Origin of the sequence: Ralstonia sp. 25mfcol4.1 (assembly GCF_900104095.1) — a bacterium.
Classification (GTDB): domain Bacteria; phylum Pseudomonadota; class Gammaproteobacteria; order Burkholderiales; family Burkholderiaceae; genus Cupriavidus.
The window spans coordinates 246,838-270,167 of the sequence record NZ_FNJO01000009.1 but is presented as its reverse complement, the minus strand read 5'-3'; the positions used below and the strand labels follow the sequence as shown (position 1 = coordinate 270,167).

General features: G+C 66.9%; 17 protein-coding genes. 11 read left to right on the top strand and 6 right to left on the bottom strand.

Annotation, left to right across the window (positions count from 1 at the left end):
• Positions 1-16: 16 nt before the first annotated feature.
• The 3 genes from BLQ58_RS17855 to BLQ58_RS17845 all read right to left on the bottom strand — a co-directional run bounded on the left by BLQ58_RS17855 (position 17) and on the right by BLQ58_RS17845 (position 7,267).
• The gene (locus BLQ58_RS17855) at positions 17-724 is read right to left on the bottom strand and encodes a lysoplasmalogenase (protein WP_029051393.1); all 708 of its coding nucleotides are present in this window, start codon (positions 722-724) and stop codon (positions 17-19) included.
• Positions 721-6,696: an alpha-2-macroglobulin family protein gene (locus tag BLQ58_RS17850; RefSeq protein ID WP_092600718.1), complete on the bottom strand. Its 5,976-nt coding sequence runs from the start codon at positions 6,694-6,696 to the stop codon at positions 721-723. The genes BLQ58_RS17855 and BLQ58_RS17850 overlap by 4 nt, the downstream gene beginning before the upstream one ends.
• Positions 6,697-6,787: 91 nt before the next feature.
• Entirely contained in the window at positions 6,788-7,267 is a 480-nt protein-coding gene (locus BLQ58_RS17845) for an Lrp/AsnC family transcriptional regulator (protein WP_092600716.1), read from the bottom strand.
• Between the two features lie 163 nt (positions 7,268-7,430).
• Here BLQ58_RS17845 and phhA point away from each other — a divergent pair, with 163 nt between their 5' ends.
• The 4 genes from phhA to BLQ58_RS17825 all read left to right on the top strand — a co-directional run bounded on the left by phhA (position 7,431) and on the right by BLQ58_RS17825 (position 11,421).
• A complete protein-coding gene (phhA, locus tag BLQ58_RS17840) occupies positions 7,431-8,360 on the top strand; it encodes a phenylalanine 4-monooxygenase (RefSeq protein WP_092600714.1) in 930 nt (309 codons plus the stop codon).
• 154 nt (positions 8,361-8,514) lie between these two features.
• Positions 8,515-8,826 (top strand): 4a-hydroxytetrahydrobiopterin dehydratase, encoded by a 312-nt coding sequence (locus BLQ58_RS17835; RefSeq protein ID WP_302847651.1) that lies wholly within the window; start codon positions 8,515-8,517, stop codon positions 8,824-8,826.
• A 100-nt stretch (positions 8,827-8,926) separates the two neighbouring features.
• Positions 8,927-9,631, top strand: a complete 705-nt coding sequence (locus tag BLQ58_RS17830) for a response regulator transcription factor (RefSeq protein ID WP_066737789.1) — start codon at positions 8,927-8,929, stop codon at positions 9,629-9,631.
• A 59-nt stretch (positions 9,632-9,690) separates the two neighbouring features.
• Entirely contained in the window at positions 9,691-11,421 is a 1,731-nt protein-coding gene (locus BLQ58_RS17825) for a sensor histidine kinase (protein WP_092600710.1), read from the top strand.
• A 14-nt stretch (positions 11,422-11,435) separates the two neighbouring features.
• On the opposite strand, the gene BLQ58_RS17820 is transcribed toward BLQ58_RS17825, so the two are convergent.
• The gene (locus BLQ58_RS17820) at positions 11,436-11,954 is read right to left on the bottom strand and encodes an SET domain-containing protein (protein ID WP_092600708.1); all 519 of its coding nucleotides are present in this window, start codon (positions 11,952-11,954) and stop codon (positions 11,436-11,438) included.
• A 1,030-nt stretch (positions 11,955-12,984) separates the two neighbouring features.
• Here BLQ58_RS17820 and BLQ58_RS17815 point away from each other — a divergent pair.
• The 3 genes from BLQ58_RS17815 (at position 12,985) to BLQ58_RS17805 (ending at position 15,406) form a co-directional block, all read left to right on the top strand.
• A complete protein-coding gene (locus BLQ58_RS17815) occupies positions 12,985-13,263 on the top strand; it encodes an HU family DNA-binding protein (RefSeq protein WP_066737795.1) in 279 nt (92 codons plus the stop codon).
• A 239-nt stretch (positions 13,264-13,502) separates the two neighbouring features.
• Complete coding sequence (locus BLQ58_RS17810; protein ID WP_092600706.1) at positions 13,503-14,489, top strand: DUF2272 domain-containing protein; 987 nt, start codon at positions 13,503-13,505, stop codon at positions 14,487-14,489.
• Positions 14,490-14,617: 128 nt separating this feature from the next.
• Positions 14,618-15,406, top strand: a complete 789-nt coding sequence (locus BLQ58_RS17805; protein WP_092600704.1) for an aquaporin — start codon at positions 14,618-14,620, stop codon at positions 15,404-15,406.
• On the opposite strand, the gene BLQ58_RS17800 is transcribed toward BLQ58_RS17805, so the two are convergent.
• On the bottom strand, positions 15,390-17,153 hold the full coding sequence (locus tag BLQ58_RS17800) for a carbohydrate porin (protein WP_092600702.1): 1,764 nt from the start codon (positions 17,151-17,153) through the stop codon (positions 15,390-15,392). The genes BLQ58_RS17805 and BLQ58_RS17800 overlap by 17 nt on opposite strands.
• A gap of 345 nt (positions 17,154-17,498) precedes the next feature.
• On the opposite strand from BLQ58_RS17800, the gene BLQ58_RS17795 reads away from it, so the two are divergent.
• From BLQ58_RS17795 to BLQ58_RS17780, 4 genes are all read left to right on the top strand, one after another.
• A complete protein-coding gene (locus BLQ58_RS17795; RefSeq protein ID WP_092600700.1) occupies positions 17,499-18,638 on the top strand; it encodes a TRAP transporter substrate-binding protein in 1,140 nt (379 codons plus the stop codon).
• A gap of 136 nt (positions 18,639-18,774) precedes the next feature.
• Complete coding sequence (gene rarD, locus BLQ58_RS17790; RefSeq protein WP_092600698.1) at positions 18,775-19,671, top strand: EamA family transporter RarD; 897 nt, start codon at positions 18,775-18,777, stop codon at positions 19,669-19,671.
• Between the two features lie 126 nt (positions 19,672-19,797).
• A complete protein-coding gene (gene dinB / locus BLQ58_RS17785; RefSeq protein ID WP_092600696.1) occupies positions 19,798-20,970 on the top strand; it encodes a DNA polymerase IV in 1,173 nt (390 codons plus the stop codon).
• 393 nt (positions 20,971-21,363) lie between these two features.
• A complete protein-coding gene (locus BLQ58_RS17780) occupies positions 21,364-22,557 on the top strand; it encodes an MFS transporter (RefSeq protein ID WP_092600694.1) in 1,194 nt (397 codons plus the stop codon).
• A gap of 22 nt (positions 22,558-22,579) precedes the next feature.
• Here BLQ58_RS17780 and BLQ58_RS17775 read toward each other — a convergent pair whose 3' ends face one another.
• The gene (locus BLQ58_RS17775) at positions 22,580-23,272 is read right to left on the bottom strand and encodes an aspartate/glutamate racemase family protein (RefSeq protein WP_092600692.1); all 693 of its coding nucleotides are present in this window, start codon (positions 23,270-23,272) and stop codon (positions 22,580-22,582) included.
• Positions 23,273-23,330: the final 58 nt, after the last annotated feature.

Below are 23,330 nucleotides of genomic sequence, written 5' to 3'. Positions count from 1 at the left end.
GACTGCACCAGATGCCTCATTCGTGCGCGTCGCGCCCCGCCACCACACCGGCCACCAGCAGCAGCTGCGCGATGGCGTAGGTCCACCAGATGCCGAGCTGGTACGTGTCGAACGGCGACAGGAATTTCGCCGTGCCGATCAACGCGTCCGACATCACAAAGAACAGCGCCCCCAGCGCCGTCAGCGGCGTGGGCAGCCGCGCCAGCAGCGCCGCGCACGCCATGGCGGCCAGCACGCCGACATAGACGGTCACGGGCCACATCAACGGTCCGAGGTTGGGCCAGAAGCGTCCCAGCAACGCACCCGCCGCGCCCAGCACCAGCCCGCAGCCCACCAGCCGCTGCGGACGCGTGTCGCCGCCCAGCGGCACGAACAGCCGCAGGTAGGCCAGGTGCGCCATCAGGAAGGCGCCCAGGCCACCGACGAACGAGACCCGAAGCCCGGGCAGCGCCAGCAGAAAATCGCCCAGGGCCGAGAAGACCAGCGCGATCACCAGCCAGCGCCGCTCCGCCGCCGGGCGATGGAACCAAGCCGCCCGCGCCAGCAGCAGCACCATCGCCGTCTTCCAGACAGGCTGGTACGCGATCTGGCCGGTCAGCGGCGTATTGGGCGGCAGTTCCAGCGACGCCTGGAACAGCAGCACACCGTAGGTGATGCCGGCCAGCGCGCCGGCCATCCACCATTCGCGCACGCGTGGGGGCATCCGCATGGCGATCCAGCTCACTTGGCCGCTCCGACCGTCAGCTTCGCGTTGGGCGTTTCACCGAACACGTCCGGGGCGTACATCGCCTCGACACGCGTCGGCGGCAGCGCGAACTCGCCCGCGTTGTTGAGCCGCACCGTGTACTCCACCGACAGCCCGCCCTTGGGCACGTAGCTGAAGTACTCGCGATAGGCCTCGGGCGTGCGCTCGGTGAAGTCGGACCATGCCGATTTCTGGTCGCGCGTGGCGATCACCGAATCGCGACCCAGCCCGCTGCCCAGGATCGTTGCGCCGGTGGGCACCGGATCGCTGACCACCACCCACGTCATGTCGGCCTGCGCGTCGATGTCGAGCTTGACGCGATAGGTGTCGCCACGCGACCACTTGCCCGCCACGGCCTGCTCCACCGGCGTGACGCTGCGGCGGATGCGATAGCCCGCCGCCACCGGCTCGCGCAGCGGCACGGCGGCCAGCGCACGCACCGTGGCCCACGGACGGCCCGTGCCCTGCTGCTCCACCTGCAGCGCAACCGGCGCGCTGGCGGCAGCCGCCGGCCACGGCAGGTCAACCATGCCGCTGGCCACGCCGTCCTGCTGCGTCGCCCTGGCCCAGTGGAACGTGCGCGACACCTCGCCAAGCGTGGCACGCGCACTGCCCGCCACCGGCGTCTTCTCGTAGACCTGCGCATAGCGGCGGATCGCCATCACGCCCCAGGCATTGGAAGTGGTGGTCGACCACGCGCCACGGGTCTGTCGGCCCAGCAGGCCAGTGACCAGCTGTGGCACGTCGTCCTTCCACGCCGGCAGTTGCGACGCCAGCGCCAGCAGCTTCGCCGCGTTGACGTCGCCACCCGCCATCAGCCACCACCAGTTGTCGGCGCGCTCGGTCGAGAACACCAGGCGCGTGCCCTGCACCGTCAGGCGGCTGCGCAGCAGTTGCGTGGCATCGGCAATGCGCTTGTCGCGCTCGGGGATGTCCTGCACGCGCGACAGGATGCCCAGCCAGTCGATCAGCGCCGACGTCGGCCACTGGTCGGGCAGGATCTGGATCGATCCCAGCATGCGGCCCTGCGCCTTGCCCGTGCGCGACAGCGCCTCGATGGCGGCCAGTTTGCGCACGTCCAGGTCCATCGTCGCCGACGACGGCGCCCAGCGCGGCGGCGCGATACGCCCTTCGACAAAAGCAATCAGGCCGCGCTCCATCTGGTCGCGCTGTGCGTCGGGAATGCGCATCGGCAGCCCGGCTCGCGACGCTTCGTCGGCAATCGCCAGCAGGTAGGCCGTCAGCACCTCGCTGCCCGACTGGCTGTCGCTGCGCAACGGGAAGTACGACGCCAGCCCGTTCGTGTCGAGGTACGAGGGCAGTTGCGCCATCAGCGCATCCCAGGCCGCCGCATCGCCCAGCCCGAGCGATTTCGACGACCGCTGCTCCAGGCAGCTGAACGGATAGTTGCGGAACCATTCCCGCACGCCCGGCATGCCGCCAGCCAGCGAAGACTGCATCGTCACCTGCATGCCACCGCGCAGCCTGCCGGACGGACCGGCCAGCGCACCGGCGGGCGCCTGCACCGGTACCGACATGCCCGGCGTCAGCTGCGCCAGCATCGCCTGCTGCACCGTGACCGGCACGGCCGGCACGATCTGCTGCGACACCTTGAGCTTGTCGCTGGCACCGCCCGTGCCCTTCTCGGCGGCTGCCACCTCCCACAGGATCGTGCCGCTGCGGCTGTAGGCCAGCAGCGCGGGCGCGGTGATGTCCCAGCCGATCTCGCGGGCCTCGCCGGCGGGAATCTGCATGGTCTGCGCCGGCAGCGTCTGCGCGTCCACCAGCGTGGCGCGTGCCGTGGCTTCCACGGTCATCGCGCGCTGCGTAGTATTGCGCAGCGTGAACATCGCGCGGTACTTGTCGTCCTCGCGTACCAGCAGCGGCAGGCCCGAGATCATCTGCAGGTCCTGCGTCGCGGCGATGCTGGCCCCGCCGCTGCCGAAGCGGTTTACGCCCAGGTCGGCCACGGCGACGATGCGGAAGCTGGTCAGCGAATCGTTGAGCGGCACCTCCAGCGTGGCCTTGCCCTCACCGTCCAGCTGCACGCGCGGATTCCACAGCAGCAGCGTGTCGAACAGCTCGCGCGTGGGGCTCTTGCCCCCGCCACCGCCCGCCGGCACCGCCTTGCGACCATAGTGGCGGCGGCCGATGATTTCCATCTGGGCCGTCGACGTTTCGACGCCATAGCTGCGCGGCTGCACCATCGCGTCGAGCAGGTTCCAGCTCGTGTTCGGCATCAGTTCCAGCAGCGCCTGATCCACCGCGGCCAGCGCCACCTCGCCATTGGCCGCGGGCTTGCCGTCGGGCAGCCTGACCTGCACCGTCACGCGCGCCTTGCCGCGCACCGGGTAGCTCGCCTTGTCCGGTGTCACGCTCACATCGAGCCGGTACGCCTCGTTACCAACGCGGATCTGCGCCAGTCCCAGCCGGAACGCCGGCTTCGACAGATCAACCAGCGGCGACGGCGCCACGTACTCGCGCCCTTCGCTGCGGAACGCGTGCCACCAGTCCAGCGGCTGGCGCCAGCCCCATTGGAAGAACGAGTACCACGGCACTTCGCGCAGGCGGCCACGCAGGCTCAGCACCGATACGTAGACGTTCGGCCCCCATTCCGGCTTGACCTTGAGCCGGATCGTCGGATCGCTGCCGTTCAGCTCCACCACCTGCGTATCGAGGATGCCCTCGCGTTCCACGGCTACCAGCGCCGTGGCGCGGCGGAACGGCATGCGCACCTGGAACACGGCGGTGTCGCCGGGTGCGTACGCCTTCTTTTCGGGCAGCACGTCCATGCGGTCGTGGTTTTCGCCACCGAACCAGAGTTCGCCCTGGCGCGTGACCCATACCGTGGTGGCGGCTTGCGCCGAGCGGCCGTCGGCATCGCGCGCACTGGCGATCAGCTCCACTTCACCCGCCTGGGACAGTGCCACCTCGCAGCGCGCACGGCCCTGGGCATCGGTGCGCACATCGCACACCACGCCGAGATCCCTGGTCTCGCTGCGGTTGTCGTAGCGGTAGAAGCCACCTACCACGCGCTTGCGCGCCGACGTGGTGATGCGGGCGCGTGCCTTGATCTGCACAGGCGATTCGGCCATCGGCTTGCCCTGGGTATCAAGCACCACGGTGTGCACGGCCAGCTTCTGGCTGACCGATGCCCAATTGGCGGCGCGAATGCCCACCACCACGGCCGACGGCCACAGCGGCACGGTCTGGCGCAGCGTCTGGATCTCGCCGTTCGGGTCGGCAAAGCCGGCCTCCAGCACCAGGTCGCGCGGGGCATCGACCTTCGGCAGATTCTTCACCGTCAGCTTGCCGTTGCCATCCTTGTCCAGCGTCAGCGGCAGCTTGTCGGCCACGAGCTTTTCGGATTCGTCGTGCGATCCTTCGCTGTCCTGGTCGTCTTCCTCGTCGCCACTGCTGCTCTGCCGCTGCGCGCGCGGCGGGTTGAATGCGTAGTCGTCGTAGTCCGCGAAGCTCACCGCCTTGTTGCGCATCAGCGCGGACAGGCGCACCGGCAGCCCGGCCGCACCGCCCCCGTTGAGGTAGTGGATCTCCACGCCCACCGGCACCTCGGCCGGCGCCACCAGCGCATTGCCCTTGGCCTTGGGGTCCCTGGTCACCGACAACGTGCCGGACAGCACCGGCAGCCGGAACGCCTCGACGCGGAAGCTGCCGCTATCGAGCCTGCGATCGTTGTCGTAGACCAGCGCCACGTCGTAGACGCCCAGCTTGGCCGACGAGGGCACCTGGAACGCGTTCTCGGCACTCCGTCCGCCCGTGGCGGTGGTGCGCCAGGTCAGCGGCATCTCGTATTCCTGGCCGCTGCCTTCATGGGTGATGAGCAGCTTCGCCGGCATGGCCTGCGGCAACGCAAGGCCCTGCGCGGTCTCGTTGCGGATCAGGTGCTTCATCGACACCGTTTCGCCGGCGCGCAGCAGCGTGCGGTCGAACACGGTGTGAGCGCGCACGGTCTGCTTCGGGCTCAAATCGGTGGGCACGTTGAAGCGCCACGTCTCGATGCCGCGATTCCAGTCCGACATGACAAAGGCCATGTCGGCCTTGCCGCGCGCCTGGGGATGGTCGGCGGCGATGCGGGCCGACACGAAATAGCCGTCCATGCCGTTGGCGCAGTCCTTGTAGCGGCGGTCGGCCAGCTTCGCGAAACGCGCCACGCCGGTGGCGTCGGTGGTGCCCTGCCCCAGCAGCTCGCCGTCGCAGCTGCGCACCGCCACCCTGGCGTTGGCCACGGGCTTGCCGTCATCGAGCGTGGTCACCCACGCCAGGCCGCTCATGTCGCCGTCGCCCTCGCCGCGTGCCAGCTTGAAATGCACGCCAAGGTTGGTGACCAGCGCCGCCGTACGCACGTACATCGGCGCCTTCTTGCCAAGCAGCGCCTCGCCCAGCAGCGGCGAGGCGATCTCCACCACGTGGAATCCGGGTTCGGGCAACGGAATGCCGACCACCTCGAACGGGCGCGGCGTGGTGTCGGTGGACTTCGGAATGGCCAGCTTCTTCGCGCCGGCTACGCCCTCGAGCAGCGACACCGAGCGCGTTTCGATCGACGGTGCGTTGCGCGGGCTCTGGACGGAATATGGTGCCTGACCGGCCCGGATGGCGGCGATCTGCTCGCGGGTCCAGCTGTTTTCGTGCATGCGCTTGACCATGCCGAACCAGCGCAGGATGGCACCGTCGTCATCGACCTTGAGCCGCGCCACGGTGCCGGCCTCGGCGCGCACGGCCAGGGTGGGCAGATCGGCCTCGACATTGCGCAGCGTCACGGGCAGCAGCGGCGGATAGTCGTTTGCCGATTTTCCGCGCGGCAGGTCGGCAAAACGTTCGACCACGCCAAACGGCGCGGCGGCGAACTTGGCCAGCGGCGGCAGCGCCGCAGTGGTCAGCTTGATCGGGAACAGGTCGGCGTTGGCGAGTGCACGGCCGCTTTCGTCCTTGAGATCCTTCGGCGCCTCGATCGTCAGGCTGGCCTTTTCCGGGAACGGGCCCTTGAACGTGACCGTGGATACCGGCGCATCGCGCGCCTCGTCCGGATCGAACGACGGGGTCTTCGGACCGGAAGGCGTCTTCATCACGATGCCCTCGGCCGCCTTGCGCGAAATCGGCGCGGTGAACGTGACGGTCATCGGGCGCAGCGGCGTGCAGGGCGCTTCGGCGCGCTCGCGCTCGCAGGTAAAGCCCGCGGCAAAGGGGTCGCGCACGTGGAAGTCGAAGCGGCGGGCCGCCGTGGTGGCCAGGCCCGATGGCGTGGCAATGCCCGCATCGAGCACCAGTTGCATGCGTGCGCCGGCAGGCAGGCGCTGCTGGCAGGCCAGCAGATGCACGGCATCGCCGTCGCGCTTGACCACTTCCTTCCAGTGCAGCGCCTCGATGACGCTGTCGCGTTCCTTGCCAGTCAGCAGCCGCACGGGAATGCGTTCGCCCAGCCCCTCGGCCTGGCACCAGGCATGGGACCGGATCGACCCCGCCGCGGCCGCGCCGTTGAAGCGCAGCGCAAAGACCTGGTCTTCCTCGACCTCGCCGCCGGACGGGCGCGCGGCGATCACGATCGGACCGCCCGTTTCAAACCGGTACTCGGATTTGCCGGAGAACGCCTTGCCGGCCACGCTCTTGAGGGCCGGGGTGATCTGTACGGTGCAGCGCACGCCGGGCGGCAGGTCACGCTCGAAGTCGTAGACCCAGTTCGTGGCGTTGACCCAGCGTCCGCTGCCGCCGACGCCGCCCACGCACGACACCGATGCCGGCGCGGCAGCCTTGAGGTCGCCCATCGGCACCATCGGCTCGTCGAACCGGATGGCCACCTGACGCACCTGCGGGTTCACCCCTTCGGGTGAGAAACGCGTGATCTGCGCGGCCGATGCGGCCGGCGCCCATGTCAACGCACTGAATACAAGACCTGCTGCGGTGGCCGCGGCCGCCGTGGCGATCCTCCCGATCATGCTGCCTTCTCCCGAATTGGCTCCGCGCGAGCGTGACATGCGCGGGTGGCAAGCGCAAGCCTCTGCACATTTCAGGAGAAGGCCTTGTGGTTTAGCGCAAATGTGACAGTGGCAACGGACCCTCGCGCTTGAGTGCCGTCAGGACGATGTTCGACCGCACACTCTCCACGCCCGGCACGCGCATCAGCCGCTTCATCGTGAAATCGGCCAGCGTGGGCAGGTCGGCCACCACCACGCGGATCAGGTAATCGGCCTCGCCCGCGACCGAATAGCACTCCTGCACCTCTTCCAGCAGCAGGATTTCCTCGGCGAAGCGTTCGACCATGGTGTCGCCATGGTGCGCCAGCTTCACGCTGATGAAGACCATCACGCCCAGCCCCAGCGCCTGGGGCGACAGGTTCACCCGGTAGCCCGTGATCACGCCGTCGGCTTCCAGCCGGGCCAGCCGCCGGCCCACCTGGCTGGCCGACAGATGTACCCGCTCGGCCAGTTGCTGATGGGTGGAGCGGCCGTCGGCCTGCAGGGCGGCCAGCAGGGCCAGGTCATAGGGGTCCAGGTTGGCTTGGTTCATGTCCGCAGATATCCCGCATCGATCCTCGTGTATGTGCGGATTATATGCACTGCGATGGTGGATATCGCCGATTTTGCGGCCATCTTGCGGAGTCCGGTCGATAGACTATGCATAAATTCCGCATCCGATCGGAATACAAGCCACAAGTTTGGAGACGTAACGCATGACGCCCTCGGCCGCCACCCCCGACGCCGGCAACTTTGCCGGCACGATGACCGCCAAGCTCAAGGAACAGTTCGATGCCGGCCTGCTGTCCGGCCAGGAACTGCGTCCCGACTTCACCATCGCCCAGCCGGTGCATCGCTATACCGACACCGACCACGCGATATGGCGCAAGCTGTACGATCGCCAGGCGTCGATGCTGCAGGGCCGTGTTTGCGACGAATTCCTGCAGGGCCTGGCCACGCTGGGCATGGAGCGCGACCGCGTGCCCGAGTTCGACCAGCTCAACGAGATGCTGATGCGCGCCACCGGCTGGCAGGTGGTGGCCGTGCCCGGCCTGGTGCCGGACGAGGTGTTCTTCGAGCATCTGGCGAATCGGCGATTCCCGGCCAGCTGGTGGATGCGCAAGCCGGAACAGCTCGACTACCTGCAGGAGCCCGACTGCTTCCACGACGTGTTCGGCCACGTGCCGCTGCTGATCAACCCGGTCTTTGCCGACTATATGGAGGCGTACGGCAAGGGCGGGCTCAAGGCCGCGCGGCTGGGCGCGCTGGACATGCTGGCGCGCCTGTACTGGTACACGGTGGAGTTCGGCCTGATCCGCACGCCGCAGGGCCTGCGCATCTTCGGCGCGGGCATCCTGTCCAGCCAGGGCGAGTCGGTTTACAGCCTCGATTCGGCCAGCCCGAACCGCATCGGCTTCGACCTGCACCGGATCATGCGCACCCGCTATCGCATCGACACGTTCCAGAAAACGTACTTTGTGATCGACAGCTTCGAGCAGCTGTTCGATGCCACGCGCCCCGATTTCACCGACATGTACCCGGCGCTGCGTGCGCTGCCGACGCTGGGCGCCGGCGACATCGTCGAGGGCGACCGGGTCATCAACGTCGGCACCCGCGAGGGCTGGGCCAGCAGCGACGATATCTGACGCGTCGCCGCGCGAAGGCCGCTTGGCGGCGGCCCCGCCCGTTATCCCGCTTTGTGAAACAATGCCGGAATGCCCAGGCCGCCGGTCATCCGGTGTGCGCCGGGGCGGGCCGGCTTTTGTCGTGTTCCAAATACTGCAACAGACAACCCTTCAGATCGAGCCCATCATGACCCCTCTTTCGCAAGATGCCCGCCAGCCGCTGCTGGCGACCCTGCCCGGCTGGACCTCTGTCCAGGACCGCGATGCCATCCGGAAATCGTTCAAGTTCGCCGATTTCAACGCCGCATTCGGCTTCATGACGCGCGTGGCGCTGCACGCCGACAAGGTGGACCATCATCCCGAGTGGTTCAACGTGTACAACCGGGTGGATATCACGCTGTCCACCCACGACGCCAACGGCCTGACCCAGCGCGATATCGACCTGGCCCGCTTCATCGAACAGGCCGCCGCCGGCCTGGCACGCTAAAGCGGTTCCGGCCCGGCTGTAGGGCAACTGAAAGCCAGGCCCCGGGCCTGCCCTGTACAATCGGCGGCATTGTTTCCCATCCAATGTCACCTGTACCGCCATGCGTATCCTGCTGATCGAGGACGACCGTCAAATCGCCAGCGGCGTGGAAGCCGGGTTGTCCCGCGCCGGCCACCAGGTACGCGTGGTGCATGACGGCGTCTACGCCACCGACCACCTGCTGAAAGAGCAGCACGACCTCGTCATCCTGGATCTGGGCCTGCCCGGCATCGACGGCATGACGCTGCTGGCGCGCTACCGGGCCCGCAACCGCACTACCCCCGTACTGATCCTGACCGCGCGCGACGAGCTCGAAGACAAGCTGTCGGGCCTGAACGCGGGCGCCGACGACTACCTGGTCAAGCCCTTCGCCCTGCCCGAATTGGAAGCCCGCGTGCGCGTGCTGCTGCGCCGCAGCCAGCACGGCGAAGCCGCGCCGGAACGCGATGTGCGCCTGGGCCGGCTGCGGCTGTCGGGCAACGACCGCCGCATGTTCGTCGATGGCCGCCCGCTGGAACTGTCGCCGCGCGAGTTTGCCGTGCTGGAACTGCTGCTGCAGCGCCAGGGCCGTGTGGTCAGCAAGGCGCAGCTGCAGGACCACCTGGCCACCTTCGCACATCCGGCCGGCGAAGGCGGCGACACGGTGGGCGACACCGCGATCGAGGTCTACGTGCATCGCGTCCGCAAGAAGCTCGAGGATGCCGACGTCGAGATCGTGACGGTGCGCGGCTTCGGTTATCTGCTACAAATCCGCGCGGGCCACTGAGCCTGGCCGGCTTGCGCCGCCCCGGTGGCGGCCGCCTTCAACGGAAGTCCTGATCCGCCATGTGGCCGCGTTCGCAATCTTCTTCTGCCCCGCCTGGCGATGCGAGCGCCACGGGCAAGCGCACACGCGGCGGTCGCAGCCGTGCGGGCGCGGCGGCACGCGGCACATCGAACCCGAGCCTGCGCGTCCACCTGCTGCGCGCGCTGGCCACGCCGCTGTTTGCACTGGTACTGACCAGCGGATCGCTGTCGTACTGGCTGGCGGCGCACTACACCACGCAGGTCTTCGATCGCGCGCTCTATGGCGTGGCCAACAACATCGCCCAGCAGATCCGCATTGCCGGTCCGCGGCTGGAGCAGGACATCCCGATCATCGCCCAGACGCTGGTCGAGGCCGAGGGCACCGATCGCATCTACTGGCGCATTCATGGTCCGGACGGGCTGATCGGCGGCATGGACACCTGGCTGGGCTACGGCACCGGCCAGACGTCGCTGCACGACGCCCGGCTGTTCTACGCGTGGTTCAGCGGCCGCCAGGTGCGCGCGGTGCGCCTGCCGGTGAGCCTGCCCAGCCCGGCCGCGGACGAACTGGCAACGACACCGTCCGAGGCGCAGATCCCGCGCGGGCCCATCGTGGTCGAGGTGGCCGAACTGCTGGACCGGCGCGAAACGGCCGCCAACGAGATCCTGCTGTCGGTGTCGGTGCCGCTGATCCTGCTGCTGCTGGTGGGCAGCCTGATCCTGTCGCACGTGCTCAAGGAAGAACTGGTGCCGCTGCAGATCCTGACCGACAAGCTGAACCGCCAGACGGCGCGGTCACTGGCAGCGCTGGACGAGACCCAGGTGCCGGCCGAGGTGGAGCCGCTGATCCGCGCCCTGAACGCCCTGCTGTCGCGCCTGCGCGATGCCCTGGATGCCCAGCGCAAGTTCATCGCCGACGCCGCGCACCAGTTGCGCACGCCGCTCACGGCGGTGAAGCTGCATGCCGACCGCGCCGTGGAAGCCGATTCGCTCGATGTGGCGCGTCATGCACTGCGCGAGGTGCAGACCGCCGCCGACCGCGCCGTGCGCCTGTCGAACCAGCTGCTGTCGCTGGCGCGCGCAGAGCCCGGCCTGTCGCTGGAGCGGCTGGGACCGGTCGAACACTTCGACCTGGCGGAACTGGCGTTCGAGATTGGCGCGGAATGGGTGCCGCAGGCACTGGCGCGGCGGGTGGACCTGGGCTTCGAGGTACTGCCCGGCCCGACGTTCACCGGCGGCGCCCCGGCCGTGGTGCGCGGCAACCGGCTGCTGATGCGCGAGGCGCTGTCCAACCTGATCGATAACGCGGTCAAGTATGTGCCGGCCGGCGGCCGTATCACGGTGCGCGCCGGCGGCGAGGCCATGGGCCACCGCGGCATGGCCGTGGTGATGGTGGAAGACAACGGCCCGGGCATTCCGCCGGCCCGCCGCGAGGAGGTGTTCAAACGCTTCTTCCGCGGCGATCACACACCTGGCACGCCCGCCCTGCAGGCTTCGCCCGGCGGGGCCGGCCTGGGACTGGCCATCGTCCACGAGATCATCACCCTGCACCAGGGCACGATCCGGATCGAGGATGTGCCGGCGCCTGCGGCGCCCGCCTCGGCCACGGCGGCCATGGCCGGCGGTCCGGATGATGGCGCGGGAGCGGTTTCCCCGTATGCCCAGGCATCCGCCGAAGCGTCGGAATTGTCGGAGGCGCCCGCTCGCCGCGCGACGATGCGCTTCGTGATCCGGATCCCGTGCGAGGCACCCGGCACCACACCGGCCTGAACCGGTCGGACGGCTTATTTGCCTGACTTTTCCTTGGGCGCCAGCATCGTGCCGCGGCACTTCGGGCTGCCGCAACGGCACTCGTATTCCTTTTTCAGCTTCTTCGTATAGCGCGCATCAATGACCAGGCCGTAGTCATAGAACAGCTCTTCGCCCTCGGCGATATCGCGCAGCGCATGGATGAAGACGCGTCCCTTCTTTTCGCGGGCTTCGCAGTTCGGCTCGCAGGCGTGGTTGATCCAGCGCGCCCGGTTGCCGCCGAACTTGGCATCGATGACGTTGCCGTCGTCCAGGCTGAAATAGAACGTGTGGTTCGGGTCCGTCGGATCGTGCGGGTGGCGCTTCAGGGCTTCCTTCCAGGAAATGTGCTCGCCCTTGTATTCGATCACGCGCTCGCCTTCCGCAATGGCGCCAATCGCGTAGACACCCCTGCCATGCACGCCCGACTGGCGTACTTCGATACGGTCGCTGGCGGTCTTTTTCTTGCCCGCCTGCCTCTTGTGTTCCCTGGCGTCGTTGGCCTTGTCCGACATTCTGATGTTCCTGCGGTGGTGGGCCGGTCCAGTCCGGCGAACCGGATGATACCCGTGCGGCTGTGTCAGGTATACGCATCCTCGCCCCCGGGCGGGCTCGGTACGTTTTCCGGGCACGGCGCCGTATACCGGCCTGTGCCGATGTGGATAACCGGGCCCGTTTTTGTGGATAAGCGCATGGGTTTGATGTGGGCTGCCTGGGGCTGGCATGGGGAACGTATACGAACAACCTGACAGGTATACGTCCCTCATCCCATCCGGAAGGATGAGTCATCCACGCCGGCCAACATTTCATCCCTGTGCTTTCGGTATACGTAAACGGTTGATCTGATTGACGTATACGGGGTTATCCACAGAAACGCACGTGGTTTACCTATCACTACTATCTGTATACATGAAAGAAAGATGTAAACCATACGCACGAGGCCTCGCGCCGGGGCGTATACGTCGAGGGCCCGATGCGATGGAGGCTGTGCCGTCCTGCCCGACCCTTTTCGCGCATGATGAAAAATTGGGCAGGATCATTGCCGCCGGGCTGCGCGCGGCAATCCATGGCGGAACGAAGCGACGCGCATGGCGGTATACGCGGTATACGCCGCCTCACGGGTCGCCTGATCGACCCCATTGGCACCTGACTGCCTTGCAGCAGGCGTATACGGGCCCGTCAGCGCGTATACGCGCCTCACCAGCCCCCGGGACACTGCGGGGCGTCAAAACGCGTCCAGGGGCGTCCAGGCGCGTCCTGAGGCGTGCGATGGCGCGTATACGCGGCTTCAGCGACGTATACCGCGGCTTGCCGCCCCTAGCGGACCTCGCGGTCTGCCGGCCCGCCAGCGCCGCGCTTCTTCCGTAAAAAACCCGCCAACGTTGACCTGGCGCGGCCTGCGCGCCAAGGGCCGGTAACAAACTGTTCCCGGTGCGGCGTGTCCGACACGGTATGATGTGGCCCGCGGCGTCTTTGCCGGCGCGGCTTCCAGCGAAGTCGCCGGCCCGGACGTCAGTGTTTTTTCAACTCGATACGGAGTGAAGCATGACGAAGACTGAACTGATCGACGCGATCGCAGCAGGCGTGGACGGTCTGACCAAGGCCAAGGCCGAGCAGGCCCTGAACGTGACCCTGAACGCCATCATGGATGCCGTGGCCAAGGGCGAGACCCTCAGCCTGATCGGCTTCGGTACCTTCAGCAAGGGCGAACGTGGCGAGCGCATGGCCCGCAACCCGCGCACCGGCGAAGAAATCAAGGTGGAAGCTGCGAAGACCGTGAAGTTCAAGGCAGGTCAGAAGTTCAAGGACGCCGTCAACCAGTAATGCCGACGGGCAAGCTTTTCGCCCGGTTCGCATGACCCCGCCGTGCCGCCGCCATAGCCCGAAAGCGGCGCAGGTGCGCAGCGCGCGGGGACGTTATCCACACCATTTTTCCCCCAGCTCCGCGTGGAGAATCGCACAGTTGGCCGGGCCCCTTCACAGGCCTGCAGCGACCACGCGAAAATGTCATCCACGCTCGGCTAATCAAGGCCTTGCGCGAGATCAGGAATCACGAGCCTGACATGTCGTTCCGCTTGCCGCAGCGCACATTTCCACAGCCTTATTCACAGCAGTTTCCACACAAACTTCCACAGCATTCTCCACAGGCACGCACGCGTACCTGGCAGGGTGTGATGGCGGTGGTGGCGCTGGCCGTCCTGTGCGGTTGCAGCACCTCCCCGACGCGTACGGCCCGCCCGCAGGCAGTGCCCTTGCCCGATTACGGGCGCGTGGCCACGCCGCCCGGCGCCACGGCGCGTGAACGGATCGTCGATATTGCCCTGCAGGAATGGCGCAAGTGGGGCAGCCAGGTGGTGCGGATTGGCCGTGACGATTCGGCGTGCGTCACCCAGAGTCCGCTGCCCGCCCCGGCCGCCGCCCTGCCGGCCAATGGCGCCGGCGGCAATGGCACGGCGATCCAGCCATCGGCCGACGTCGATATGGAAGAGGATGGCGATAGCCAGTGCCTGCGTTTTCCCGACGGCACCGGCATGGAGGCTACGCCGCAGGGATGCCGGATGGCCCAGCGTTACTGGGGCATCGTGGGCGAGGCGCCGGACTGCCGCCAGGTCACGCAGGGCGCGTGGGCGTGGTCGGCGGTGTTCATTTCGTGGGTGATGCGCAAGGCCGGACTCGATAACGACCAGTTCCTGACGGGCCAGTCCCATTCGATGTACGTGGTGGACGCGCGCGATGGCATCCTGCCGCGCCCGGCGTTCCGTGTGGAGCCGGTGCCCGCCGTGCCGCGTCCCGGCGACATGATCTGCGCGGGCCGCGGGCGCGACAAATACCTGTCGGATCCGTCCGAAATCGGCTTCGGCACCACGCCCATGCATTGCGACATCGTGGTCGAGGTGGATCGTGCCGCCAACGTGGTCAAGGCCATCGGCGGCAACGTCCAGCAATCGGTGTCGATGGATGTGATTGACCTGAACGACGCCGGCCAGCTCGACGGCTTCACGAATTCACACATGCCGTGGCTGCTCATCCTGCGTAACGGCCTGCAGTAAATGCAGCAATGACTGCCGCCACCCGGCCGATTCGGTACCGGCGGTAGTTTCTCAACATCGCCCCGTTGCATTGACGGACCTCCCCCCGCCGCGAAACACTGCGTGATCGTATTTCGACGATCTTTCGCATGTCCGCCGCAGCGCCCCCTCCTTCTTCCACTTCTTCCACTTCTTCGCCCGCTCCCCATTCCACTCCCGATATTGCGCGCCGCCTGGTGGCCGAAGCGCTGGGTACGGCCCTGCTGGTGGCCATTGTCGTAGGCTCGGGTATCCGCGCGGAACGCCTTGCCGCCGGTGATACCGCGCTGGCCCTGCTGTGCAACGCGCTGGCCACGGGGGCCGGGCTGGTGGCGCTGCTGGTATCGCTGGGGCCGGTATCCGGCGGGCACTTCAACCCGGTGGTCAGCCTGTCGAATCTGATCCAGGGGCGGCTTTCGCCACGCGAAGCCGCCGGCTATGTGTTGGTGCAGCTGATTGGAGCCGTACTGGGTGTGATGGCCGCCCATGCGATGTTCGGTTTGCCCGCGCTGTCATTGTCGACGCAGGCGCGCACCGGGGCGCCGATGTGGTGGAGCGAATGTCTGGCCTCGTTCGGGCTGATCGGGCTGGCCATCGCCACGGGGCGGTCGCGGCCCGGCCTGGTGCCGTTTGTCGTGTCGGGCTATATCACCGCCGGCTACTGGTTCACGTCGTCGACGTCGTTCGCAAACCCCGCCCTGACACTGGCCTGTGCGCTGACCGATACGTTCACGGGTATTCGTATGATAGATATTCCTGCGTTCATTCTCGCCCAGATATTTGGTGCGATGAATGCAACGCAACTGTTCCACTGGTTGTGTCCGCCGATGACGACGGCGCCGGGAACCGTGTCCAGGCGCCAGTGGAAAGGCCGCGCGGAGCTTACCAGCGCCGATTGAGCTGCACGCCGAAGATCGAGCCGCTGGTCTGCGAAGCCCAGGCGTCGGCCGGCGCCGCGAAGGTGATGCCGTCCACGTCGTTGGCACGGCTGTAGGTATAGAACGCGCGCAGGTTGGCATTGCCGGTGGCCTTGCCCAGCGTCATCGTGGGCGCCACCGTGAACGCGGTGCGCTGGCCGCCCACCCCAAACCCCGACGAGATCTGGTCGTGCGCCACCTCGAAAGTCAGCTTGAACTGGTCGTTGGCCACGAAGGCCGGACGCACGCGGGTGGCGGCCCACTGCAACGTGCCGATGCCCGATCGATCCAGCTGCAGGCTCGATTCCACTGAACCGGCCAGGCCCGAGCGCCCCTTCCACTCCATCGATTCCGACACGCGTACCCGCGACAGCGCGTTGCCCATGCCCGAATAGCCGGTCATGGCCGTGCGCGAGCCCTGCCCGTACTGAAAGCCAAGCCGGTTGGTGCCATACAGCACGCCCTTCTGCTCGTGCATGGCCGATGCCCACCATGCGCTGCCGGTGTCCTCGATTTGCGAAAGCGGCTCTACCCGGGTGAAGCCGACCCGTACCGAACCCTTGTCATTGGTGTCGATCGGTGCCGACAGCACCGAGTGATAGCTGGGAAGCTTCGCGCCATTTAGGTCGTTACGCGCGGTGTATTGATAACTCACGCCGAATTCGCCCAGTTTGGCGTTGTCGATGCCAAAACGCATCGATGGCGAGTTCGGCGGCAACAGTCCCGACGACATCAGGAACGGATTGCTGTCGCGGCGCCCCGCCCAGACACTGGCGCCGTCGAGGACGGTCAGCCCGGACAGGCCGCTGACCGAGGTATAGAAATTCGGCACCAGCGCGTACGGGTCCACGGCGGCAGCATTGCCGTTGACCGACGTGGCATTGGTGCCCTTGGCCTGGGCGACCAGCTGAACCTGTGCGCCGCCGCCGATATCCGCCACCGATTCGCGGATCTTGACCTCGCCCGAACTGGTGCACGCCAGACCCTGGCCAAACCCTGCCGACGGTGTGCCGCCGCCCGGACATGCACGCTGCGTGCCGGCGCGGTCTTCCGCCGCCGCGCGGCCGCTGTAGCCCAGGCGCCAGACCGAATCCCCGGCCAGGTCGTCAGCGGGAAGTTGCGAACGCAGCACTGGCGGTGCGTCGGATGGGGTTTCCGACGCGATATCGGCGTTTTCCGGGTTCCGCCCTGGTGTCTGCGTCTCGGGCTGTGGCAGTGCCGGAAATTCACCGAGCCGATGCGGAAACAGCACCACCGGCGGTGGCGGCGGGGGCGGCGGCGCGAGCGAGTCGGGCGGACCCACGAAGTCGGGATTCTCAGTGGCAGGCACCTGGGCGACCGCGGCGGTGCTGTCTGCGGGCACCGGCTCGTCGCCACCCTGAGCCGCCACTGCCGTAGCGGCCGGCGCGGCCGCCCGGCCCTCCGCAGCATCGGCAGCATTGGCCGACTGGATCAGGTCGGCCAACGGATCGGCTGACGCAGCGGTGGGTACGGTCTCATGTACTCGGGCAGGTGTGGTGGGAGGTGCGGTGGCAGGTGCTGTGGCAGGCACGGCGCCGGCTGCCACGGCCGAGGTCGCCTGCTGGGTCGTGCTCTCGGCAATCATCGGCGGCGGTGCCACCAAAGTGACTGTTTGCGCGCACGCGCTGAGTCCCCACGCGGCCAGGACGACAAAAGTCAGGCGGCGACGGGCAAACGGGCGGGCGGGAGGCAGTACGGATTGCAGCATGGACACAACGGGGCCGGCGTGGAAGAACTCCGAGGGAGGGCTCAGTTTTTAACAGGCGAACTTTTTGACCGCAAGCCGGGTTACAAAATCCCGCGATCGCGTCACAAAGCGTTGGAAATGCGTCCGGATTCCCACATTGCGGAAAGCGAAATGCACAGCTTCGAAGCATGTCCCGGGTCCGTGGCAAAACCGTTGCAGAAGTGCCGAATTCCTAGCGAAAACCCCCATCCCAGAGGGCATCCGTGCTGAAAACGCCACCGCTATAATCGTCCGACCTGTCTTCCGGGCAACACATAACGGGTGCAAGGCAGTCACGCATACATATCTATAAAAGAGGAGATGTCCATGGAACGTCGTTCCTTCCTGTTGAAGGCTTCGGCCGTAGCCGCCACGGGCGCACTTGCCGCGTGCGGCAAGGAAGAAAAGCCCGCGGCCCCGGCCGCATCGGCCAGCGCGCCGGGCGCGCCCGCCGTGATCGGCAGCAATCCGGCGGTGGAATGGCGCCTGGCGTCGAGCTTCCCGAAGTCGCTCGACACCATCTATGGCGGGGCCGAGCTGCTGAGCCAGCGCGTGAAGGAACTGACCGACGGCAAGTTCAACATCAAGGTGTTCGCCGCCGGTGAAATCGTGCCGGGCCTGCAGGTGCTGGATGCCGTGCAGAACCAGACCGTGCAGATCGGTCACACGGCCGGCTACTACTACTTCGGCAAGAACCCGACGCTGTGCTTCGACACGACCATCCCGTTCGGCCTGACCGCGCGCCAGCAGAACGCGTGGATGATGCAGGGCAACGGCATGAAGCTGATGCGCGAGTTCTTCAAGGAATACAACGTCGTCAATTTCATGGGCGGCAACACGTGCGCCCAGATGGGCGGCTGGTTCCGCAAGGAAATCAAGACCGTGGCCGACCTGCAGGGCCTGAAGTACCGCGTGGCCGGCTTTGCCGGCGTCGTGCTGGCGCGCCTGGGCGTGGTGCCGCAGCAGATTGCCGGCGGCGACATCTACCCGGCGCTGGAAAAGGGCACGATCGACGCGGCCGAATGGGTGGGCCCGTACGACGACGAGAAGCTCGGCTTCTACAAGGTGGCGCCGTACTACTACTACCCGGGCTGGTGGGAAGGCAGCGCGCAGCTGTCGTTCTACGCATCGCAACCCGAGTACGACAAGCTGCCGGCGCTGTACAAGCGTGCGCTGGAAACGGCCACCATCGAGGCACACACCAACATGATGGCCAAGTACGACACCGTTAACCCGCAGGCGCTGGCCCGGCTGCTGGAAAACGGCGTGAAGCTGCGTCCGTTCTCGAAGGAGATCATGGAAGCCTGCTTCAAGGCCACGCAGGAAGCGTACGCCGACGAAAGCGCCAAGAATCCGTCGTTCAAGAAGATCTTTGACGACTGGCGTGTGTTCCGCAACAACGAAGCCGCCTGGTTCAACGTGGCCGAGCAGGCTTTCTCGCAGTTCAGCTACGCGCGCAAGCTGTAAGGGAACATTGATTTGGCCATTCGGCCATTCCCATCACCTGGAAACCCGGCTCCGGCCGGGTTTTTTCATGGCGCCACGCGCCTGCCCACACCCCGGTAGAATCCGCCCACAAACCGGACTCTACCCGGAACATTCCATGCAACTAGGCATCTTCTACGCGCTGCTGGCGTACATCATCTGGGGCCTGCTGCCCCTCTACATCAAGTCCCTGCACGGCGTGGCGCCACTGGAAATCCTGCTGCACCGCATGGTGTGGTCGCTGGTATTCCTGGGGGCAATACTGTTGTGGCGCCGTCAATTCGGCTGGCTGCGCCAAGTGGCGGCCAATCCGCGCCTGATCCTGAACTTTGCGGCCAGTGCCGGGCTGCTCTGCTGCAACTGGTTCCTCTATATCTGGGCGGTGTCGGCCGATCGCGTGGTCGATGCCAGCCTGGGCTATTTCATCAATCCGCTATTCAGTGTGCTGCTGGGGGTGCTGCTGCTGCACGAGCGGCTGCGGCCGGGCCAGTGGTTGTCGATCGCGATTGCGACGGCTGGTGTGCTCTGGCTGACATGGGCGGCCGGACAACTGCCCTGGATTGCGCTGGGTCTGGCGGCGTCGTTCGGCGGCTATGGTCTGCTGCGCAAGACCGGCGCGCTCGGTGCGCTCGAAGGCCTGTCGCTGGAAACGCTGATCCTGTTTCCGCTGGCCGCGGCGGCGCTGGGCTTTCTGCTACTGACCGGCCACGACACCACGCGCAGCGCAGCCACGGGTACCCAGATCCTGCTGCTGCTGGCCGGCCCGGTCACGGCGGTGCCGCTGCTGTTCTTTGCCGCCGGCGCCCGCCGTATCCCGCTGTCGCTGCTTGGCCTGCTGCAATACGCAGGGCCGACGATCCAGCTGGTGCTTGGCATCTGGCTCTACCACGAGCCGTTTCCGGCCCAGAAGCAGATCGGCTATGCACTGATCTGGATCTCGCTGGCGATCTACGCGGCCGAGGGTTTGCTGGTCAGTCGGCTGAAATGCCAGGCAATCCATCAGTACGAAAAATGAGGCGGCTTAAAAAATAGCGGCTTCTATCCGTCGTGAGAATATCCGTGGCAGTCGGCCCCTATTCCGGAAACAAGGTCGCCACACTATACTGTACGTATATACAGTATCGATCCCCTCCCAACGCTCATGCCCCCGAACGCTCCTCGGCGTATTGCCCATCTCGACATGGACGCGTTCTACGCTTCGGTGGAACTGCTGCGCTATCCGGACCTGCGGGGCCAGGCAGTGGTGATCGGCGGCGGCCGCAATGCGGTGCCCGAAGTGTTACCCGATGGATCGCGCCGCTACGCACGGCTGCGTGACTATGTGGGGCGGGGCGTGGTCACCACGTCCACCTACGAGGCCCGCGCCTTGGGCGTGTTCTCGGCCATGGGCATGATGAAGGCCGCCAAGCTGGCGCCGGACGCGATCCTGCTGCCGACGGACTTTGACGCCTATCGCCGCTACTCCGGGCTCTTCAAGGCAGCCGTCCGATCATTCACCGGACAAATAGAAGATCGCGGAATTGATGAGATATATATCGATCTAACTGATATAGAGGGCGAGCCGGGCGAGGTGGCCGGCCGCATCAAAGCTGCTGTTCACGAAGCTACGGGCCTGACGTGTTCGATCTGCGTGGCCCCCAACAAGCTGCTGGCCAAGATCGGCTCCGAACTCGACAAGCCGAACGGCCTGACCATCCTGACCCCTGCCGATATCCCCACGCGCATCTGGCCGCTGGCGGCGCGCAAGGTCAACGGCATCGGTCCCAAGGCAGCGGAGAAGCTGCAGGCCATCGGCATCGACACCGTGGGAGACCTGGCCCAGGCCGATCTGGCGCTGCTGCAGGCCCATTTCGGCCGCAACTACGCGGGCTGGCTGGTGGAAGTGGCGCATGGCCGCGACGACCGCCAGGTGGTGGTCAGCTCCGAACCCAAGTCGATGAGCCGCGAAACCACGTTCGAGCGCGACCTGCACCCGCGTACCGACCGGCCCGTGCTGTCGGAACAGTTCACCAAGCTGTGCATGCGCGTGGCTGAGGACCTGCGGCGCAAGGGGTATGTGGGGCGCACGGTGGGCATCAAGCTGCGCTTTGACGATTTCCACACCGTGACCCGCGACCTGACCATGACGGCCCATACCGCCGATGGCGCGATGATCCGGCGCGGTGCCACCGAATGCCTGAAGCGGATCCCGCTGGAGCGGCGCATCCGGCTGCTGGGCGTGCGCGTCAGCGCCCTGCTCCCGGCGGCCGAGCAAGGGGACGATCCCGCGCCGGTGCAGGAGGAATTCCGTTTCGACGACGAGGCCGAAGGCTGAACGGCCTTCCTCCAGCCGAATCGATCCGAATCGAGCCGACCCCAGCCCGATCCCAGCCCGACCCCAGCCCGACCCCAGCCCGACCTCAGCCCGACCTCAGCCCGACCGCAGCCCCACCCCAGCCCCACCCCAGCCGCACCCCAGCCGCACCCCAGCCGCACCCCAGCCCGACCCCAGCCCGACCCCAGCCCGACCCCAGCCCGATCCACGAACGTTTCCGCACGTCCGCAGCAAATCGTCGTTTCCAGCGGAACGCGGTGCCGCCCTCGATAGCCGTCAATGCGCCAAAAACCCCCACGCCATACGACCCTATCTATCTCCCGGTAGAATCAGCGGCTTCGACGGGCGCGCATCGAGAGCGCCACGCCCCACCCTTCGCCCACGCGCGCCCCCATGACAACCGCCGCTTCCGCCCAACGCACCGCCACCCCGGCCGCCTGGATCACGCCCCTGCTGGCCGTGGCCTGCGGCATGATCGTCGCCAACCTGTACTACGCACAGCCGCTGGTCGGGCCGATTGCACGCGCCCTGCAGCTGTCGCCCGAAATCGCCGGCCTGATCGTCACGCTGATCCAGATCGGCTACTGCGTGGGCCTGCTGCTGCTGGTGCCGCTGGGCGATATCGTCGAGAACCGCAAGCTCGTGCTCACGCTCGTGGGTGGTTGCGCGGTGGCCCTGCTGGCGGCGGCGCTGGCCACGCATGCCAGCGTGTTCCTGGTGGCGGGCTGCGCGATCGGACTGTGCTCGGTGGCGGTGCAGGTGCTGGTGCCGTTCGCGGCGCACCTGGCGCCGGAGCATGCGCGCGGCCGGGCGGTGGGCAATGTCACAAGCGGGCTGCTGATGGGCATCATGCTGGCGCGTCCGGTGTCGAGCCTGGTGTCAGACCTGTTCGGCTGGCACGCGATCTTCGCCGCGTCGGCCGTGGCGATGGTGCTGCTCGGCATCGTGCTGGCGCGCAAGCTGCCGCAGCGCCGGCCGGCGCCGGGCGTCAACTATATCCAGATGCTTGGCTCGATGAGCCATCTGCTGCGTACCCAGCCGATCCTGCGCCGCCGTGCCGCGTACCAGGCGGCCATGTTCGGCGTCTTCAGCCTCTTCTGGACCACCACGCCGCTGTACCTGGCCGGGCCTGCGTTCCATATGTCGCAGACCGGCATCGCGATCTTCGCGCTGGTGGGTGTGGCCGGCGCCATTGCCGCGCCGATGGCGGGCCGCTACGCCGACCGTGGCCACAGCCGGCAGATGACCGCGCTGGCGCTTGCGCTGGGCGCGGCATCGTTCCTGCTGAGCCGGGTGGGTGCGGAGGGTTCGCTGCTGTCGTTGCTATCGCTGACAGTGGCCGCCGTGCTGCTCGACTTCGCGGTATCGACCAACCTGGTGATCGGCCAGCGCGCGATCTTCGCGCTGTCCGACGAACACCGCAGCCGCCTCAACGGCCTGTACATGGCCATCTTCTTCGTGGGCGGTGCCATCGGATCGTCTGTCGGCGCGTGGGCCTATGCGCGTGCGGGCTGGCCCCTGGCCAGCTGGATCGGCTTCGCCCTGCCCGCCATCGCGCTGCTGTACTTCCGCACGGAACGTCGTTGATCGGCCAAATCTGAGCGTGCGGCTACCGGGCCACCGCGCGCTGCAATGCCGCGCGGGCCAGCAGGCGGGTTGAATCGAGCGTCGGCAACGACGAATTGCCGTCGTCTATGATCAGCGGAATCTCGGTGCAGCCCAGCACCACTGCGTCGCAACCGTTGTTCCGCAGGTCATCGATCACGCGCTGGAATGTGGCGACCCCTTCAGGGGTGGCGATGCCGGGCACCAGCTGGTTCATGATCACGTGATCGATCAATGCGCGGTCTTCCGCCGGCGGGCGCACCGCCTGCAGCCCGCGGGCGGCCAGCGCGGCCGGATACACCTCGCTGTCCACCAGCCACCGCGTGCCGGTGATGCCTAGCCGATGGAAGCCGCGTGCCACGGCGGCGTCGGCCACCACCTCGGCGATATGAAGCCATGGCAGCGGCGACGTGGGACGCACCAGGTCCAGCGCAGCATGGATCGTGTTGTCGGGGCAGATCACGAAATCGGCGCCTGCCGCTGCCAGCTTGTACGCCGAGCGCAGCATCAGGTTCGCCACGCCCTGCAGGTCGCCGCGCTCCAGGCAGGCCACATAGGCGGCAAGCGATGGCGTGTGCATCGTAATTTCCGGATGTCCGTGCGGGCCCAGGAATCCGGCCCCTTCCATGCAGATCGTGCGATAGCACAGTGCCGCGCCTTCGGCGGAACAGGCCGCGATACCGATGTGCCGTGGCATGAGAATTCCCCCTTGATGGTTGTCAGGCTTTCATGATGGCATGCGCTGCGCGGCTGCA

Coding starts and splice junctions, on each gene's coding strand:
- BLQ58_RS17850 (WP_092600718.1), bottom strand. CDS start 6,696: ATGATCGGGAGGATCGCCACGGCGGCCGCGGCCACCGCAGCAGGTCTT.
- BLQ58_RS17845 (WP_092600716.1), bottom strand. CDS start 7,267: ATGAACCAAGCCAACCTGGACCCCTATGACCTGGCCCTGCTGGCCGCC.
- phhA (WP_092600714.1), top strand. CDS start 7,431: ATGACGCCCTCGGCCGCCACCCCCGACGCCGGCAACTTTGCCGGCACG.
- BLQ58_RS17830 (WP_066737789.1), top strand. CDS start 8,927: ATGCGTATCCTGCTGATCGAGGACGACCGTCAAATCGCCAGCGGCGTG.
- BLQ58_RS17825 (WP_092600710.1), top strand. CDS start 9,691: ATGTGGCCGCGTTCGCAATCTTCTTCTGCCCCGCCTGGCGATGCGAGC.
- BLQ58_RS17820 (WP_092600708.1), bottom strand. CDS start 11,954: ATGTCGGACAAGGCCAACGACGCCAGGGAACACAAGAGGCAGGCGGGC.
- BLQ58_RS17815 (WP_066737795.1), top strand. CDS start 12,985: ATGACGAAGACTGAACTGATCGACGCGATCGCAGCAGGCGTGGACGGT.
- BLQ58_RS17810 (WP_092600706.1), top strand. CDS start 13,503: ATGTCGTTCCGCTTGCCGCAGCGCACATTTCCACAGCCTTATTCACAG.
- BLQ58_RS17805 (WP_092600704.1), top strand. CDS start 14,618: ATGTCCGCCGCAGCGCCCCCTCCTTCTTCCACTTCTTCCACTTCTTCG.
- BLQ58_RS17800 (WP_092600702.1), bottom strand. CDS start 17,153: ATGCTGCAATCCGTACTGCCTCCCGCCCGCCCGTTTGCCCGTCGCCGC.
- BLQ58_RS17795 (WP_092600700.1), top strand. CDS start 17,499: ATGGAACGTCGTTCCTTCCTGTTGAAGGCTTCGGCCGTAGCCGCCACG.
- rarD (WP_092600698.1), top strand. CDS start 18,775: ATGCAACTAGGCATCTTCTACGCGCTGCTGGCGTACATCATCTGGGGC.
- dinB (WP_092600696.1), top strand. CDS start 19,798: ATGCCCCCGAACGCTCCTCGGCGTATTGCCCATCTCGACATGGACGCG.
- BLQ58_RS17780 (WP_092600694.1), top strand. CDS start 21,364: ATGACAACCGCCGCTTCCGCCCAACGCACCGCCACCCCGGCCGCCTGG.
- BLQ58_RS17775 (WP_092600692.1), bottom strand. CDS start 23,272: ATGCCACGGCACATCGGTATCGCGGCCTGTTCCGCCGAAGGCGCGGCA.